This window comes from Sulfitobacter aquimarinus (assembly GCF_040149565.1).
Taxonomy (GTDB): Bacteria; Pseudomonadota; Alphaproteobacteria; order Rhodobacterales; family Rhodobacteraceae; genus Sulfitobacter; species Sulfitobacter aquimarinus.
Genome location: NZ_JBEFLO010000001.1, coordinates 196,734 through 212,292 on the forward strand (window position 1 = coordinate 196,734; position 15,559 = coordinate 212,292).

The window sequence follows — 15,559 nt, forward strand, 5'->3', positions numbered from 1 at the left end:
ATGAGCACCCCACCCCATGATCCAAGGCACCACAACATCAGGCAATGACCGCATCACAGGCACCAACAGAGGCGAGCGCCTCGAAGGTGCGAATGGCAACGACACCCTGATCGGCGGCGGCGGGGCCGACACGCTGGTGGGTGGCAACGGCAATGACCGCCTGATTACGCAAACCGGCTTTGGCACCACTGGTTTGCGCGGTGGTGATGGTAATGACTATCTTTATGCCGCGATGCCCGGTGCCGGACAGGTGCATATGTTCGGCATGGACGGCAATGACACCATTGTCATGGACCTGACCAAGAACGGCAACCGCTACCGCGACGGGGAGCAGATTGCCTATATGGGCCACCACGTCTATGGCGGCATTGGCGCGGACACGTTCCAGTTTGTGAACATTGGGGACGCCGATGGCATCATCATCGGTCGGATCGACGATTTCAACGCCTCCGAAGACCGCATCATGCTGGAGGGGCGGGTCCTGAACCTCAACCGTCCACCCAGCGACGTCAGGATATTCGAATTCGACGGCCAGCAGTGGATAAAGGTCGGGACCAACGCCTATTACGCGCTGGAGGGCGCGCGCGAAGGCGGGGCAGAGCGGCATTTTCTGAACACGACCGATCTGGCCGCGATGCTGATCGCCAGCCGCGACCCCGACGCGCGGGTCGGGTTTGTCGATCAGGTGAACGAAGTGCCCGCATGGCTCGGCAACCCGACCTTCAGCGCCAATATGACCTTCTGTTTCGGCGGCTCTTCCAGCAGCAAGGGGTTTGCAGGCGGCAATGGCGCGGAAATCGTGCATGACACCCGAGTGCGCAGCATCGACCAACCTGCCAGCATCACCGACAACAGCTTTTCTGGCGGTGGCGGCAACGATCGGATCAACGCGGGAAAAGGCAACGACACAGTCCGTGGTGATGCGGGCAACGACAGCCTTGCGGGCGGGTTGGATAACGACTTGCTTAGCGGTGGGACAGGCGATGACCACCTCTTTGGCGGCAGCGAACATGACACGCTGTTTGGCGGCGACGGGGCCGATGTGCTGCAAGGCGGGACAGGGAATGACACCCTGTACGGCCAACAAGGCGACGACCTGCTGCGCGGCAATAATGGGCGGGACATCCTGTTCGGCGGATCGGGCAATGACAGGATGAGCGGTGGCGCCAATGGCGACCGCATGGTTGGCGAGGCAGGCAATGACCGGCTGTATGGCGATGGCGGCAATGATATCCTGCGCGGCAACGCAGGCCGCGACACGCTATGGGGTGGTAGCGGCGATGACCGCATGGACGGAGGCAGCTGGAATGACCGCCTGCACGGTCAAAGCGGCAATGACACGCTGGTCGGCGGCCAGGGCCGCGATACGCTGCGCGGTGACGCGGGCAATGACTGGCTCAATGGCGGGACGGATCAGGACATCGCCTGGGGCGGTGCCGGTGCGGATGAATTCGCGTTCAATTCCCGCCATCTGGTCGATTGGGACACCCTGTCAGGCAGCAACGCGGACCGTGTCCGCCGCCTTGACCGGATCGAGGATTTCACACTTGGGCAGGACCAGATCACCCTGTCGGGCTTTGCGGACACAAACCGTCTGGCCGACATGACCGCGGGCAACGTAATACTGGACGGCCGCAGCTATACCATGCTCAACATCTCGGAAACGAACCAACGCCTGCTGGTGCATCTGGAGAACGATGCCCCGTGGCGCGCCCTGTTGTCACCAGAGCATTTTGAATTCACCTGACGCCTCAGCTTTCGGACAGGGCGACCTTCATGTCCGTCACCTGATAGATAACCTCGCCGTCTGCTTCCACCGTGCCGCTGGCCACACCCATGGTCAGGCGGCGCGTCTGGATCGCCTTGGTAAAGTCGATCTTATAGGTCAGCATCTTGCGGTCGGGCCGCACCATTCCGGTAAGCTTCACTTCACCTACGCCCAGCGCATAACCGCGCCCCTGCCAGCCACGCCAGCCAAGGTTAAAGCCCGTCAGCTGCCACAAGCCATCAAGCCCCAGACAGCCTGGCATGATCGGGTTTCCTGGAAAGTGGCAGTCAAAGAACCAAAGGTCAGGCGTGATGTCGAACTCCGCCACGATATGGCCTTTGCCATGTGCGCCGCCATCGCCCGAAACTTCGGTGATACGGTCCATCATCAACATCGGAGGCGCGGGCAATTGCGCATTGCCAGGGCCAAACAGCTCTCCGCGGGCGCATTTGAGCAGGTCTTCTTTGTCAAAGCTGGTGGGAAAGTCGGACATGGGGCTGTCTCCAATGTAGATGGTTGTTGCCCCCGCATACCACCTCGGCGCGCCCGCCTGCAAGGGGCGCTCCTCGCTTGACGCTCCTCGCTATAATGCGCCGCCCGAACGCAGGTTTCACCGCCCGTTTATGCCTGCGTCACTTGGTGCCGTATTTGCAATTGAAAAGCGGCCCGTTCCCCCCCATATTAAACGGGTACGTATAGAGGCCGATCATGTCTGACACTCAAATGGATACCGGAACCAAATGGCTCGCGACTGCGGGCCTGCGTCCGACGCGCCAGCGGGTCACGTTGGCGACATTGCTGGTGGGCGACGGCAACCACCGCCATGTCACAGCAGAAAGCCTCTTTGACGCTGCTAAAACCAAAGGCGACAGCGTGTCTCTCGCAACGGTCTACAACACCCTGCGCGCCTTTTGCGATGCGGGCCTGCTGCAAGAAGTTACCGTTGACGGCTCGCGCAGCTACTTCGACACCAACACGCACGACCACCCGCATTTCTTTTGGGAAGACGAGGCCCGTCTGACAGACGCCCCGTCAGAGCAACTTGTCATCGCGCAACTGCCCGACGCACCCGAAGGCGCCGAAATCGCCTCCGTCGATGTTGTCATTCGCCTGCGCAAAAAGACCTGAACCCGTCAAAGCCACAAAAACCAACGCTCAAAGAACAGCGCCCTATTTTTTCTGGCCTTAAATATTGCGGGGGATTCCTGCGCCCGAAGGCGCAGGAATGGGCCAAAGCCCCTATTTCATAACCGCAATCAAGCAGCGTCGATTTTCATCAACTCGATATCGAACTGCAAATCCTTGCCCGCCAGCGGGTGGTTCGCGTCCAGTGTGACGGTTGCTTCATCCATCTCGACAACTGTCACAGGCATCGCCTGCCCGTCTGGTGTCTGCATCTGCAACTGCATGCCAACTTCCAGCGGAATGTCCGCGGGGATGCCTTCACGCGGAACTGCCTGACGCATCTCGGGGTTAAGCTGGCCATAGGCATCGTCCGCGCCGATCTTCACAACCTTCTTGTCACCAACCACCATACCGGGAATGGCCACATCCAACCCTGGGATGATCTGCCCCGACCCGACAACAAACTCCAGCGGGTCGCGCCCGTCCGAGCTGTCGAAGGTCGTGCCATCCAGCAACGTCCCTGTATAGTGTATCTGCACTGTATCGCCTGCCTTGACTTCGGCCATCTGTCGTCTCCAATTTGTCTGGGGGAAAAAGGGCGGAGGCCGCGTATCTGCGCGGGTGCTCCAAAAGATGACATATCTTTTCAAGCCAGCAGCCAAACCTCAACCCCCCAATTCGCTCTTTTCCAACCTGCCCCCGCGTGCAACTGTGCTGTTAAACCTGTCCATACCGCTGGAGGATCCATGCCCATCACCACCTGCGTCTTTGACGCCTACGGGACACTCTTCGACGTCGCCGCCGCCGCCCGACAGGCCGCATCCGAGCCTGACTATGCCGCGATCAAGGACGACTGGCCGCAACTGGCTGAACACTGGCGGCTGAAGCAATTGCAATACAGCTGGCTGCGCGCAATCACGGATGCGCATTGCGACTTTTGGCAGGTCACACAGGAAGGTCTGGATTGGGCGCTGGAGAAAACCGGCCATGACGGCGATGGCGCACTGCGCGACCGCCTGTTGCAGCTTTATTGGGAGCTGGGCGCCTACGCAGAAGTCCCCGCCATGCTGCAAACGCTCAAAGCGGCAGGGCTGAACACTGCGATTCTGTCCAACGGCTCGCCCGCCATGCTGCGCGGAGCGGTAGACAGCGCAGGCATCGACGGCGTGCTGGACGCGCTGCTGTCGGTGGAAAGCGTGGGCATCTTCAAGCCTGACGCTCGCATATATGATCTGGTGGGCGCACAGTTTGGCTGCGCCAAGGACGAGGTCCTCTTTGTCTCTTCCAACGGATGGGACGCGGCGGCGGCAACGGGCTATGGCTTTACCACCGCATGGGTGAACCGCGCAGGCGATCCTGTGGACCGTTTGCCATGGCGGCCTGCCCACATGCTCAAAGACCTCACCGGCATTCCAGAACTGGCGGGCCTCTGATGCCGCATTTCACCTCCTCCGACGGGCTGCAAATCTACTATACGGATGAGGGCACTGGCCTGCCGATCCTGTGCCTTGCAGGCCTGACCCGCACGACCGAAGACTTCGAATACGTCACACCGCACCTCAGCCAGCACCGCCTGATCAAGATGGACTACCGAGGGCGCGGGCAGTCCGATTTTGACCCCGATTGGAAGAACTACGCCCTCCCCGTTGAATGCCGCGATGTGACCGAATTGCTCGACCACTTGGGGCTGGAGAAAGTCGCCATCTTGGGGGCTTCGCGCGGCGGGTTGAACGCGATGGGGCTGGCCATGGGGGCCAAGCAGCGCCTGTTGGGGGTCGCGCTCAATGACGTGGGGCCGGTGATTGATCCCAAAGGGATCGAGTTCATCAAAGACTACATCGGCCGCAACCCCGCCGCCAAAACATACGAAGACGCCGCCGCCGCCATGGCCCGCGCTTTCCCCGAGTTTCGCAACATGCCCGAGGGCCGTTGGCTGAACGAGGCACGCAAACATTATACACAGGATGCAGAGGGTCTGCACATCACCTATGATCCGCATTTGCGCGACGCTGTGCTGGCCGCAGGCGAGCAGATGATGCCCGACCTGTGGCCCTTCTTCGACGCGATGGCGGACCTGCCGCTTGCGCTTGTCTGGGGGCTGAACTCCAACTTATTGAGCGTTGAAACGGTCGCCGAAATGCAAAAACGCCGCCCTGATATGATCCTCGCCCGCGTGCCGGATCGCGGACATATCCCCTTTCTGGACGAGGCCGAATCTGTCGCTGCCCTCACCCAATGGACAGAGGCCATGACATGAATATCGAGATGATCCGCGCCGCCGCCACCCGTATCCACGGACATGCCGTGCGCACGCCGCTTGTCCGCTCGGAATTCCTCGACCAGATCGCGGGCCGCCGCGTCTGGGTCAAGCCCGAGTGCTTGCAGCACACCGGCAGCTTCAAATTCCGCGGGGCCTATAGCGCGCTGTCCGCCATGGCGCCCGATGTGCGCGCCCGCGGTGTCATCGCGTTCTCATCCGGCAACCACGCGCAGGGTGTCGCGCTGGCCGCGCGTATGCACGGGACGTCATCGGTGATCATCATGCCTGCAGACGCGCCACAGATGAAAATCGACAACACCCGTGCGCTGGGTGCCGAGGTGGTCCTATACGACCGCGCCACCGAATCCCGCGACGAGATCGGCGCGACCCTCAGCGCCGAGCGCGGCCTGACACTGGTCAAACCGTTCGACAACGCAGAGGTCATCGCGGGCCAAGGCACCTGTGGCCTTGAGATCGCCGAGGACGCGGACCGCCTTGGCATCAAAGACGCCGATGTGGTCGTGTGTTGCGGCGGCGGTGGCCTGACCGCTGGCATCGCACTTGCGCTTGAGGCAGAGGCTCCCACCCTGCGCGTCCGCCCCGCCGAGCCTGCGGGTTTTGACGATGTGGCACGCTCGCTCGCCGCGCATAAAATCGTGAAAAACCCTGCCCTGACGGGTAGCATTTGTGACGCGATCATAACGCCGTCGGCGGGCGATTTGACATGGCCGATCCTGCGCAGGCTTTGCGGTGCAGGTCTGGTCATCACCGATGACGAAGCCCTGTGCGCCATGGCCCACGCCTTTTCAAGGCTCAAGCTGGTGGCAGAGCCTGGCGGTGCGGCGGCGCTGGCGGCCGCCCTGTTCCGCAAGGATGAGATCGAGGGTGATGACGTTATTGTCACGATCTCGGGCGGCAACGTTGACCCCGCCATGTTTACCGCCGCATTGGAGACCCTATGACCCGTTTCACCATCGCCAGTTTCAACGTCAAAAACCTGATCGGCGCGGACAAGGAATATTACCAGTTTCAGTCCTACACGCCTGAGGAATACGCGTGGAAGCGCGACTGGCTGGCCGATCAGATGGTCACGCTGGACGCTGACATTGTGGGTTTCCAAGAGGTATTCGAGGAGGACGCGCTGAGCGATATGATCACGCTGGCCGATACCTACGGCGCCGAGCAGAACGATTTCTCCCTGCCCGACACCACCAAACGCTACCGCAAGCGGGCTATTTTCGACAAGCTGGCCTATGGCAGCTACCGCGAGGCCGATCTGGCCTTTGCCCCCAACCTGCACGACGGCGATGCAGGCCACCGCCGCCCCGGTGTCGCGATCCTGTCGCGGTTCGGATTTGTGGGCGAACCAGAGGTGATCCAGGACCTTGGTCAACCGCTCGATATTCCCTTCTCTGACGGAGGCGAAGACGGCGGCTTTTTCCGCATCAGCCGCCTCAGCCGTCCGATCCTGAAAGTGCGCGTGCCCGTGGGCGGTCAGGTTATCACCGTCTTCAACTGCCATCTCAAATCCAAATTAGGAGAGTTCATTCGCCCTGCGGACGGTGGCCACGCCCCCGAAGTGGACCTGACGCGGTACGATCCCGTAGGCCGTGCGCTGGGCTCTGCCCGCGCCGCCATGCGCCGCATGGCCGAAGCCTGGGTCTTGCGCGGTGCGATTGTGCAAGAATTGCAGGCAGGCAATCCCGTCATGGTGCTGGGCGATTTCAACGATGCCGAAAACGCCGTGAGCTCCGAGATCATCTCGGGCGAGCATCCGTTCAAGAATTACCAATGGATGCTGCGCCACGACGCCGAACATCGCGGCGATCGCTATAGCGCCGAGGATGCAGCACAGATCACCGAAGACATCGAGGCCGTGCGCCTGCACGCCGCCGAGAAGCTGTTTGTGCGCAAGTCGTTGCGCGACATGGTGTTTACTGCGGCTTTCGGCGGCGTATACGAAAGCATCGACCAGATCTACATGTCGCGGCACTTCCTGCCCGAGAACGCCCAGGCCATTGGCGAAATGGAGTATTTCAGCGTGCTCAACGATCACCTGACCGATGGCAGCCACGCGGAAGCGCCCTATAACAAGCTTGCCTCGGATCACGGGCAGATCATGGCGCATATCCACCTGAAGGGAGACACATGATGCAAATTCTGGACACAGGCACCGCGCGCATTCACTACCGCGTGGACGGCCCCGCAGAGGGTGCGCCGGTGGTCTTTGCCAACTCGCTTGGCACCGATATGCGGCTGTGGGACCCGATCCTGCCGATGCTGCCCGAAGGGCTGCGCATCATCCGCTGGGACAAACGCGGGCACGGGCTGTCCAGCGTGCCGTCTGGCCCCTATTCGATGGGCTCTCTCATCAGCGATTGCGAAAAACTGCTGGATCATCTGGAGGTCCGCGACTGTGTGTTCGTAGGTCTCAGCATCGGCGGCATGATCGCTCAAGGGCTGGCGGCCAAACGGCTGGACCTGATCCGCGCCATGGTGCTGAGCAATACAGGCGCCAAGATCGGCACCAAAGCCATGTGGGATGAACGCATTGCCGGCGTCCGCGAGGGCGGGATCGAGCAGTTGGCCGACGCCGTGATGGAGCGGTGGTTCTCCAAATCCTTCCTCGCCAAGCCCGAACTGGAGCTGTGGCGCAATATGTTGGTGCAACAGGCGGACGACGGCTATGCAGGGTGCTCTGCCGCGATTTCGGGGACTGATTTCTTTTCCACTACCAGTGCGCTGCGCCTGCCCTGTCTGGGGATTGCAGGGGACGAGGACGGCTCGACCCCGCCGGACATGGTGCGCGAAACAGCCGAGCTGATCCCCGGTGCGAAGTTTCACCTGATCCGCCCGGCGGGGCATTTGCCTTGTGTCGAGCAACCAGAGGAGTTTGCATCCGTGCTCAGCGACTTCCTGAAATCGGTGGGCCATATTTGATATGGCGGCCAGTGTTTTTGACAGCCCGCTGTTTGCGCGGCTCTTTCCCACGGGCGACGCGGGGCGCTTGTTCTCGGACACGGCGGCGATCCGTGCCATGTTGTTGGTCGAGGGGGCGCTGGCCCGCGCCCAAGCCGCCCAAGGCATCATCCCCGAGCTGAGCGCGAAAGCCATCCAGCGGGCCACGATGGAGATCCAGATCGACCCCGGTGCGCTGGCGCAGTCCACCGGTGAGAACGGCGTGAGCGTGCCCGGCCTTGTCGCCGCCTTCCGCGCCGAGATGAACGCCCCCGAACATGCGCAATATGTGCATTGGGGCGCGACATCGCAGGATATTATCGACACGGGGCTGATGCTACGCCTGCGCCAGTTGCTGTTGTTGGCCGAGGCGGATTTGCGCGCTGTGATCAAAGCACTGGCCGCTCAAGCCGAGGCCCATGCAGAGACCCCGATGGCAGGCCGCACATATGGCCAACAGGCGACTGTGACCAGTTGGGGTGCTGTTGTATCCGATTGGGGCCAGCCTTTGCTTGATCTGCTTGAGGCGCTGCCAGCCCTTCGGGCCTCATCGCTTTTGGTATCGCTCTCTGGCGCGGCTGGCACATCTTCTGCGCTGGGACCGCAGGCGCACGACACACGCGCAGCTTTGGCCGAGGGCCTCGGCCTTGGTGATCCGAAACGCAGCTGGCATGTAGACCGTGGGCCGATCCTGCGCATTGTGGACTGGCTGGTGCAAGTCACCGCCATACTCTCGCGTATGGGCGCAGGCATGACGGCGCTTGTAGGCTCCGAGATCGCCGAGTTGAAGCTGGGCGCATCAGGCGCGTCCTCGACCATGCCGCAAAAGCAAAACCCTGTTGGGCCATCGGTGCTGGTGGCTTTGGGTCATCAGATGACAGGCCTGCGCGCAGGCTTTGGCCCTGCCACGCAGCACCTGCACCAACGGGACGGGGCCGCATGGTTTGCCGAATGGATGATCCTGCCGCAGATCGCACTGGGAACGGCCACCGCACTGGTCCAAGCCAGATCGCTGACCGAAACGATGGCCCCCGACGCCGCCCGCATGGCTCAGACGCTGGACAACAGCCACGGCATGTTGCACGCCGAAGACCTGAGCTTTGCCCTGACGCAGCAGATGCCGCGCCCCGAAGCGCAAGCGCAGGTCAAAGCCTTGTGCAAAGAAGCCCTGGCCACGCACACCCCATTGGAAGCACTGGCGCGTGCGGCCTATCCCGATCTGCCCGCCGCGCTGTTTGATCCGGCCCATGCGATGGGCCACGCCCCGCAAGCGGCCCGCGATTTCGCAGCACGCGCCAAGGCCGTCTGACCGCATGAACCTGCCCATCGCCTTTATTCTGCTGACCGTGATGATCGACGCCATGGGCATCGGGCTGATCATCCCCGTCATGCCCGACCTGATCCGCGACATGGGCGGTGGCACACTGGCGAAGGCGGCCATCTGGGGCGGGATACTGTCTACGACGTTTGCTGTGATGCAGTTCCTGTTTGGCCCTGTGGTGGGCGGGCTGTCGGACCGGTTTGGCCGCAGGCCGGTGCTGTTGGTGGCGCTGGTTGTTATGGCGCTCGATTATGTGTTGATGGCGGTTGCGGGGGCCTTGTGGATTTTGCTGATCGGCCGTGTGATCGGCGGGATCACGGCGGCGACACAATCCACCGCCAGCGCCTATATGGCCGATATCTCGGCCCCGCATGAACGCGCTGCGCGGTTTGGTATGGTGGGGGCAGCGTTTGGCGCGGGCTTTGTGCTGGGGCCGTTGCTGGGCGGATTGCTGGCCGAATACGGCACCCGTGCGCCCTTCTGGCTGGCGGCCTTTCTGGCGGCCTCCAACGCGCTGTTTGGCTGGATCGTGCTGAAGGAAACCGTCACGGACGAGACGCGCCGCGCCTTTAGCTGGCGGCGGGCCAACCCGCTGGGCGCCTTTCGCGCCCTTGGTCGCCTGCCCGGTATCACGCCGCTGTCGCTGGTGTATTTCCTCTATTACGTGGGCTTTGCCGTGTACCCCGCCGTCTGGTCCTATTTCGGGATCGAGCGTTTCGACTGGCCCCCTGCCACCGTCGGCCTGTCGCTGGCCCTGTTCGGGGTGACGATGGCGCTGATCCAAGGCGGGCTGATCCGCCCGATTCTGAGCAGATTCGGCGAGCGGGGCACAGTCATCCTTGGCCAGATTTTCAGCATTGCGGCCTTGGTCAGCATTGCGATCATCTCCTCCAGCATGTGGGTCCTGATCCTCACGCCGTTTGCCTCCATTGGCGGAATCATCCCGCCTGCGCTCCAAGGCATCATGTCCGCGCGTGTGCCCGCAGATGCGCAGGGCGAGTTGCAGGGCCTTCTCACCTCTGCCTCGGCGTTGGCGATGATGCTGTCGCCGCTGGTGATGACCTACACATTTGCGCAATTCACCGATGCAGATGCGCCCGTCTATCTGCCCGGGGCGCCGTTTTTATTGGCCGCTTTCCTCAGCGCACTTGGCCTGATGGCCCTACTGGTCGGCACGCGGCGTGAGGCGTGACGCAACGTAGCGCAAGGGGCCGTTAAAAACACTTGTGAGATAGGCTGATCTGGGCAAACCTATGCGGTGACACGCATAAGGAATGCCCCCAATGAAAAAGATCACCGCAGCCGTCTGCCATGAATTTGGCGCGCCTTTGAAAATCGAAGAGATCACCCTGCGTGCGCCGCAAGCGGGCGAGGTCGAGGTGGCATTGGATGCTGTCGCGATCTGCCATTCGGATATCTCGTTCGCGGATGGGGCGTGGGGCGGGTCGCTGCCTGCGGTTTACGGCCATGAAGCGGCGGGCAAAGTTTCCGCTGTGGGCGACGGCGTGAACGGCCTTGCGGTGGGCGACAGTGTGGTCGTGACGCTGATCCGGTCGTGCGGCACCTGCCCCTCTTGCGCGGGCGGCGCGCCGACATTGTGCAGCACGCCCTATGACGGCGACCACGGCCCGATCAAAACGGCGGACGGCGGCAAGCTGCATCAGGCGATGGCCTGCGGTGCTTTTGCCGAGGCGGTGGTTGTGGACCAGCGGCAGGTTGTAAAGATTGGCGAAGACATCCCCAAGGAATGTGCCGCCCTGATCGCTTGTGGTGTGATCACGGGCGTCGGCGCTGTGGTCAATGCCGCAGGCTTGCGCGCGGGTCAGGACGTGGTCGTGATTGGCGCAGGCGGCGTGGGTTTGAACGCAATTCAGGGCGCACGCATCGCGGGCGCTCGGCGCATCGTCGCCGTGGACATGAGCGCCGAGAAGCTGGAGATTGCCCGCGAATTCGGTGCCACCGACGGTGTGCTGGCGACAGGCAGTAAACCATGGTCCGAGGCCAAGCGCGCCATGGGGCGCGGGGCCGATGCGGTGATTGTCACTGTCGGAGCTATCCCTGCCTATGACACGGCGCCGCGCTACCTTGCCTATGGCGGCAAGGTTGTGATGGTCGGCATGCCGCATTCTGGTGCCAAATCGAGTTATGAGCCTGTGATGCTGGCGGCTGTTGGCCAAGGCATGGTCGGATCGAAAATGGGCGATGTGGTAATCCAGCGGGATATTCCGTGGATGGTCGATTTGTATACCCAAGGGCGGTTGAAACTGGACGAGCTGATCTCGGGTCGGTGGGAGCTGGGCCAGATCAACGAGGCGATTGCGGATACCAAAACCGGGGCTGCGCGGCGCAATGTGATCTTGTTTGACCGGTAGCGTTTGATCCGCTGCTGTTGGCGCGGGCTGAGGATGCGGGATTGAGTTTAAGGGCAAAATAAAGAAGGCGCTGGGCGGTGGTTTCGTCCGGCTTTGGGGAGTGATGCGATGTTGCTGAAGGATCTGGATGTTATTGTGACGGCGCCGCCTGCGCCCGGTTGGGGGGGGCGGTACTGGATACTGGTGAAGCTCACCACGGCCTGCGGGATTGTCGGCTGGGGGGAGTGCTATGCCTCGTCTGTGGGGCCGCAGGCGATGCGGGGCGTGATCGAGGATGTGTTTGCGCGGCATATGGCGGGCGAGAACCCCGAGAATATCGAGATGATGTTTCGTAGGGCCTATTCTTCAGGGTTCACGCAGCGGCCAGATCTGACCGTGATGGGCGCGTTTTCGGGGTTGGAGATTGCCTGCTGGGACATCCTTGGCAAAGCGCGGGAGCGGCCTGTTTATGCACTGCTGGGCGGGGTGATGAATGCGCGGGTGCGGGCGTATACCTACCTTTATCCCTTGCCGCATCATGATGTGGGGGCGTTCTGGACTTCGCCCGAGATGGCGGCAGAATCGGCGCTGGACGCTGTCGAGCGCGGCTATACCGCCGTGAAGTTTGACCCCGCAGGCCCCTACACGCGGCGCGGCGGACATATGCCTGCGATGCGTGACATCAGCCAGTCGGTCGCGTTTTGCCGTGCCATTCGGGAGGCTGTGGGCGACCGTGCTGATCTGTTGTTCGGCACGCACGGGCAGTTCACCACCGCAGGCGCGATCCGTCTGGGGCAGGCAATCGCGCCTTACAGCCCGCTTTGGTACGAAGAGCCGGTGCCGCCCGACAATGTCGCCCAGATGGCGCAGGTGGCGGGGGCGGTTGGTATTCCTGTTGCTACGGGCGAGCGGCTGAGCACGAAGGCCGAGTTCGCGCCTGTGTTGCGCAATGGGGCCGCCACGATTTTGCAGCCCGCTTTGGGCCGTGCAGGTGGCATCTGGGAGATGAAGAAGGTCGCCGCCATGGCCGAGGTCTATAACGCGCAGATGGCGCCGCATCTTTATGCAGGCCCTGTGGAGTGGGCGGCGAACATCCATTTTGCGGTGAGCATCCCGAACCTGCTGATGGCTGAGACGATCGAGACGCCGTTCCATGACGCGCTGATCAAAGGCAGTATCCGGGTCGAGGACGGGTTTATCGCGGCGCCCACCACCCCCGGTCTTGGGATCGAAGTGGATGAAGAATTGGCCCGTGCGCACCCTTATACTGGCGATGGCCTGCATCTGGAGATGCGCGAAGAGCCGTGTGACTATGTGAATGGCAACAATTTTGAAGGGGGTGCGCCTGCGCCTCGGGATTAGCCTTCGAGCTGTGCGCTGACAAAACCGAGCCAGTTTTCATAGGCGAGCCTGGCGATCAGTGCCTCGTCGTAGCCGTGGGCGCGCATGGCGGCGATCAGCGCAGGTAGATCGGCGGCGTGGGCCAGCCCTTGGGGCATCGGCGCGCCGTCGAAGTCAGAGCCGAGACCGACGTGATCTTCGCCCGCGATATCGATCATGTGGTCAAGCTGGCGGATGCAATCATCCAGCGTCGCGTGGCCTGTGCGCCAGCCTGCATCGCTCAGGAATAGCGTGGCAAAGTTGAGGCCAACCATGCCGCCCGTCTGGCCCACCGCACGCAGTTGATCATCGGTGAGGTTGCGGGCGTTCAGCGCGACGGCGCAGGCGTTGGAGTGCGTCGCAACCAACGGCACGTCCGCCTCTGCCACGTCCCAGAACCCTTTGAGCGATAGGTGCGAGGTGTCAACCATCACCCCCATCGCCTTGCATTTACCCACCAGCGCTTTGCCCAGTGGCGTAAGCCCGCCGCCTGTGTCGCCATCGCAATCATGCGCGAACGGCACGCCCTCGCCAAAGATCGTCGGACGCGACCAGACGGGCCCGAGCGAGCGCAAGCCCATGGCGTAAAGCGCGTCCAGTTCCCAAAGCTCTGGCCCGATGCAATCCGCGCCTTCAAGATGCAGCACGCAGGCGAGCGGGTCGCCGACAAAGGCGCGGCCCAGATCGGCAGCGGTGGTGCAGATCGCGATGTGGCCTGCATCGTGCAACTGCCGTGCGATGCCTGCTTGGGCCATCACAGGTTCCAGCGCCGCAGCTGCAGGCATCATCGGCGACAAGGGCAAAGCGGGCGCGCCTGCGTCGAAGATGCTGAAATCGAACGCGCCTTTGGACGCAGCTGAATAGAGCGCAAAGAAGCCGCCCGCCAGCCCCCCGGCCCGCGCATGGGGCAGGTTCACATGGCCTTCGGCTGCCGCAAAGGTCGCGACGGGGTCGGTGGTGGTGCCCCAAAGGCGGCTGAGCACATCGTTGTGGCCGTCGAAAATCTGCATGGGGCACGCTCCTGTTTACGGCCCGAGTATTTGCCGCAAGGCGGGGCGCGTCAATTGCCGCCACCCAAAGAAAAACCCCGCGCAGGTTCGTCCAGCGCGGGGTTCAATTTCGATAATGGGGCCGGGTTTAGAAAAATGCCTGCAGGCCGGTCTGGGCACGGCCAAGGATCAGCGCGTGCACGTCATGGGTGCCCTCATAGGTGTTCACTGTCTCAAGGTTCATCATGTGGCGGATCACCTGGAATTCACCGGAGATACCGTTGCCGCCGTGCATGTCACGGGCGTGGCGGGCGATCTCGAGCGCCTTGCCGCAGTTGTTGCGCTTGACGATGCTGATCATCTCGGGCGCGGCGTTGGCGTTATCCATCAGACGACCCACCTGCAAAGATGCCTGCAAGCCCAGCGAAATCTCGGTCATCATATCGGCGAGCTTTTTCTGGAAGAGCTGCGTTTGCGCCAGCGGTTTGTTGAACTGGTGACGATCCAGACCGTATTGGCGCGACGCATGCCAGCAGAACTCGGCCGAGCCCATGACACCCCATGAGATACCGTACCGCGCACGGTTCAGACAGCCGAACGGACCTTTGAGGCCTTGGACATTGGGCAGCAGCGCGTCGTCGCCAACCTCTACGTTGTCCATAACAATCTCGCCTGTGATCGAGGCGCGCAGGGACAGTTTGTTGCCGATCTTGGGCGCGCTGAGACCCTTCATCCCTTTCTCAAGGATAAAGCCACGGATCTTGCCGCCATGCTCTTCGCTCTTAGCCCAAACGACAAAGACATCCGCGATGGGCGCGTTGCTGATCCACATTTTGGACCCAGTGAGCTTGTAGCCATTGGCGGTTTTCACCGCACGGGTTTTCATGCCCGCAGGGTCACTGCCTGCGTCAGGCTCGGTCAGGCCGAAACAGCCGATGAATTCGCCCGATGACAATTTAGGCAGATACTTTTTGCGCTGCGCCTCGGAGCCGTAGGCATAGATCGGGTACATCACCAAAGACGACTGCACCGACATCATCGAGCGGTAACCGCTGTCGACACGCTCAACCTCACGGGCAACCAGACCGTAGGAGACATAAGAGCCGCCCAGCCCGCCGTATTCTTCGGGCACCGTGACGCCCAGCAGGCCCATATCGCCCATCTCGCGGAAGATGCCGGCATCGGTTTCTTCATTGGCAAAGGCGTCGATCACCCGCGGTTGCAGCTTTTCCTGCGCATATGCTTTGGCGCTTTCCATGATCATCCGCTCGTCTTCCGACAGCTGGTCGTTCAGGCGCAGGGGGTCGGCCCATTCGAAGTTGCCCAGATCGGGGGCGTCTTTGGCTTTGAGCGTAGGGGTTTCGGCGTTCATGGCGTGACCTTTCGGATGAGTTTTGGGATTACTTG

The 15,559-nt window shown here is 62.0% G+C and carries 15 protein-coding genes; 11 read left to right on the plus strand and 4 right to left on the minus strand.

The features are described from left to right. Nucleotides 1–16: 16 nt before the first annotated feature. Entirely contained in the window at nucleotides 17–1,747 is a 1,731-nt protein-coding gene (locus tag ABMC88_RS00940; protein ID WP_349574953.1) for a calcium-binding protein, read from the plus strand. 4 nt (nucleotides 1,748–1,751) lie between these two features. On the opposite strand, the gene fabA is transcribed toward ABMC88_RS00940, so the two are convergent. Further along, nucleotides 1,752–2,261, minus strand: a complete 510-nt coding sequence (gene fabA, locus ABMC88_RS00945) for a bifunctional 3-hydroxydecanoyl-ACP dehydratase/trans-2-decenoyl-ACP isomerase (RefSeq protein ID WP_349574954.1) — start codon at nucleotides 2,259–2,261, stop codon at nucleotides 1,752–1,754. Between the two features lie 215 nt (nucleotides 2,262–2,476). Here fabA and irrA point away from each other — a divergent pair, with 215 nt between their 5' ends. Continuing rightward, the gene (irrA, locus tag ABMC88_RS00950) at nucleotides 2,477–2,896 is read left to right on the plus strand and encodes an iron response transcriptional regulator IrrA (protein WP_349574955.1); all 420 of its coding nucleotides are present in this window, start codon (nucleotides 2,477–2,479) and stop codon (nucleotides 2,894–2,896) included. Between the two features lie 128 nt (nucleotides 2,897–3,024). Here irrA and ABMC88_RS00955 read toward each other — a convergent pair whose 3' ends face one another. Beyond that, nucleotides 3,025–3,459 carry an FKBP-type peptidyl-prolyl cis-trans isomerase gene (locus ABMC88_RS00955; protein WP_349574956.1) on the minus strand — a complete coding sequence of 145 codons (435 nt, stop codon included), beginning with the start codon at nucleotides 3,457–3,459 and terminating at the stop codon, nucleotides 3,025–3,027. 180 nt (nucleotides 3,460–3,639) lie between these two features. On the opposite strand from ABMC88_RS00955, the gene ABMC88_RS00960 reads away from it, so the two are divergent. The 9 genes from ABMC88_RS00960 (at nucleotide 3,640) to ABMC88_RS01000 (ending at nucleotide 13,145) form a co-directional block, all read left to right on the plus strand. After that, entirely contained in the window at nucleotides 3,640–4,326 is a 687-nt protein-coding gene (locus tag ABMC88_RS00960) for a haloacid dehalogenase type II (RefSeq protein ID WP_349574957.1), read from the plus strand. Beyond that, nucleotides 4,326–5,150, plus strand: coding sequence for an alpha/beta fold hydrolase (locus ABMC88_RS00965; protein ID WP_349574958.1), 825 nt, complete (start codon nucleotides 4,326–4,328; stop codon nucleotides 5,148–5,150). The genes ABMC88_RS00960 and ABMC88_RS00965 overlap by 1 nt, the downstream gene beginning before the upstream one ends. Next, on the plus strand, nucleotides 5,147–6,115 hold the full coding sequence (locus ABMC88_RS00970; protein WP_349574959.1) for a threonine ammonia-lyase: 969 nt from the start codon (nucleotides 5,147–5,149) through the stop codon (nucleotides 6,113–6,115). Before ABMC88_RS00965 ends, ABMC88_RS00970 begins: the two co-directional genes overlap by 4 nt. Next, nucleotides 6,112–7,305: an endonuclease/exonuclease/phosphatase family protein gene (locus ABMC88_RS00975; RefSeq protein WP_349574960.1), complete on the plus strand. Its 1,194-nt coding sequence runs from the start codon at nucleotides 6,112–6,114 to the stop codon at nucleotides 7,303–7,305. The genes ABMC88_RS00970 and ABMC88_RS00975 overlap by 4 nt, the downstream gene beginning before the upstream one ends. Then, a complete protein-coding gene (pcaD, locus tag ABMC88_RS00980) occupies nucleotides 7,305–8,093 on the plus strand; it encodes a 3-oxoadipate enol-lactonase (RefSeq protein WP_349575552.1) in 789 nt (262 codons plus the stop codon). Before ABMC88_RS00975 ends, pcaD begins: the two co-directional genes overlap by 1 nt. Before the next feature lies 1 nt (nucleotide 8,094). Then, nucleotides 8,095–9,420, plus strand: coding sequence for a lyase family protein (locus tag ABMC88_RS00985; protein WP_349574961.1), 1,326 nt, complete (start codon nucleotides 8,095–8,097; stop codon nucleotides 9,418–9,420). Between the two features lie 4 nt (nucleotides 9,421–9,424). Further along, complete coding sequence (locus tag ABMC88_RS00990; protein WP_439655556.1) at nucleotides 9,425–10,624, plus strand: TCR/Tet family MFS transporter; 1,200 nt, start codon at nucleotides 9,425–9,427, stop codon at nucleotides 10,622–10,624. A 91-nt stretch (nucleotides 10,625–10,715) separates the two neighbouring features. After that, nucleotides 10,716–11,804 (plus strand): zinc-binding dehydrogenase, encoded by a 1,089-nt coding sequence (locus ABMC88_RS00995; RefSeq protein ID WP_349574963.1) that lies wholly within the window; start codon nucleotides 10,716–10,718, stop codon nucleotides 11,802–11,804. A gap of 108 nt (nucleotides 11,805–11,912) precedes the next feature. Next, nucleotides 11,913–13,145, plus strand: a complete 1,233-nt coding sequence (locus ABMC88_RS01000; RefSeq protein ID WP_349574964.1) for a mandelate racemase/muconate lactonizing enzyme family protein — start codon at nucleotides 11,913–11,915, stop codon at nucleotides 13,143–13,145. Here the strand turns inward: ABMC88_RS01000 and ABMC88_RS01005 are convergent. Beyond that, a complete protein-coding gene (locus ABMC88_RS01005) occupies nucleotides 13,142–14,173 on the minus strand; it encodes a dipeptidase (RefSeq protein WP_349574965.1) in 1,032 nt (343 codons plus the stop codon). The genes ABMC88_RS01000 and ABMC88_RS01005 overlap by 4 nt on opposite strands. A gap of 127 nt (nucleotides 14,174–14,300) precedes the next feature. Further along, complete coding sequence (locus ABMC88_RS01010) at nucleotides 14,301–15,524, minus strand: acyl-CoA dehydrogenase (protein WP_349574966.1); 1,224 nt, start codon at nucleotides 15,522–15,524, stop codon at nucleotides 14,301–14,303. Nucleotides 15,525–15,559: the final 35 nt, after the last annotated feature.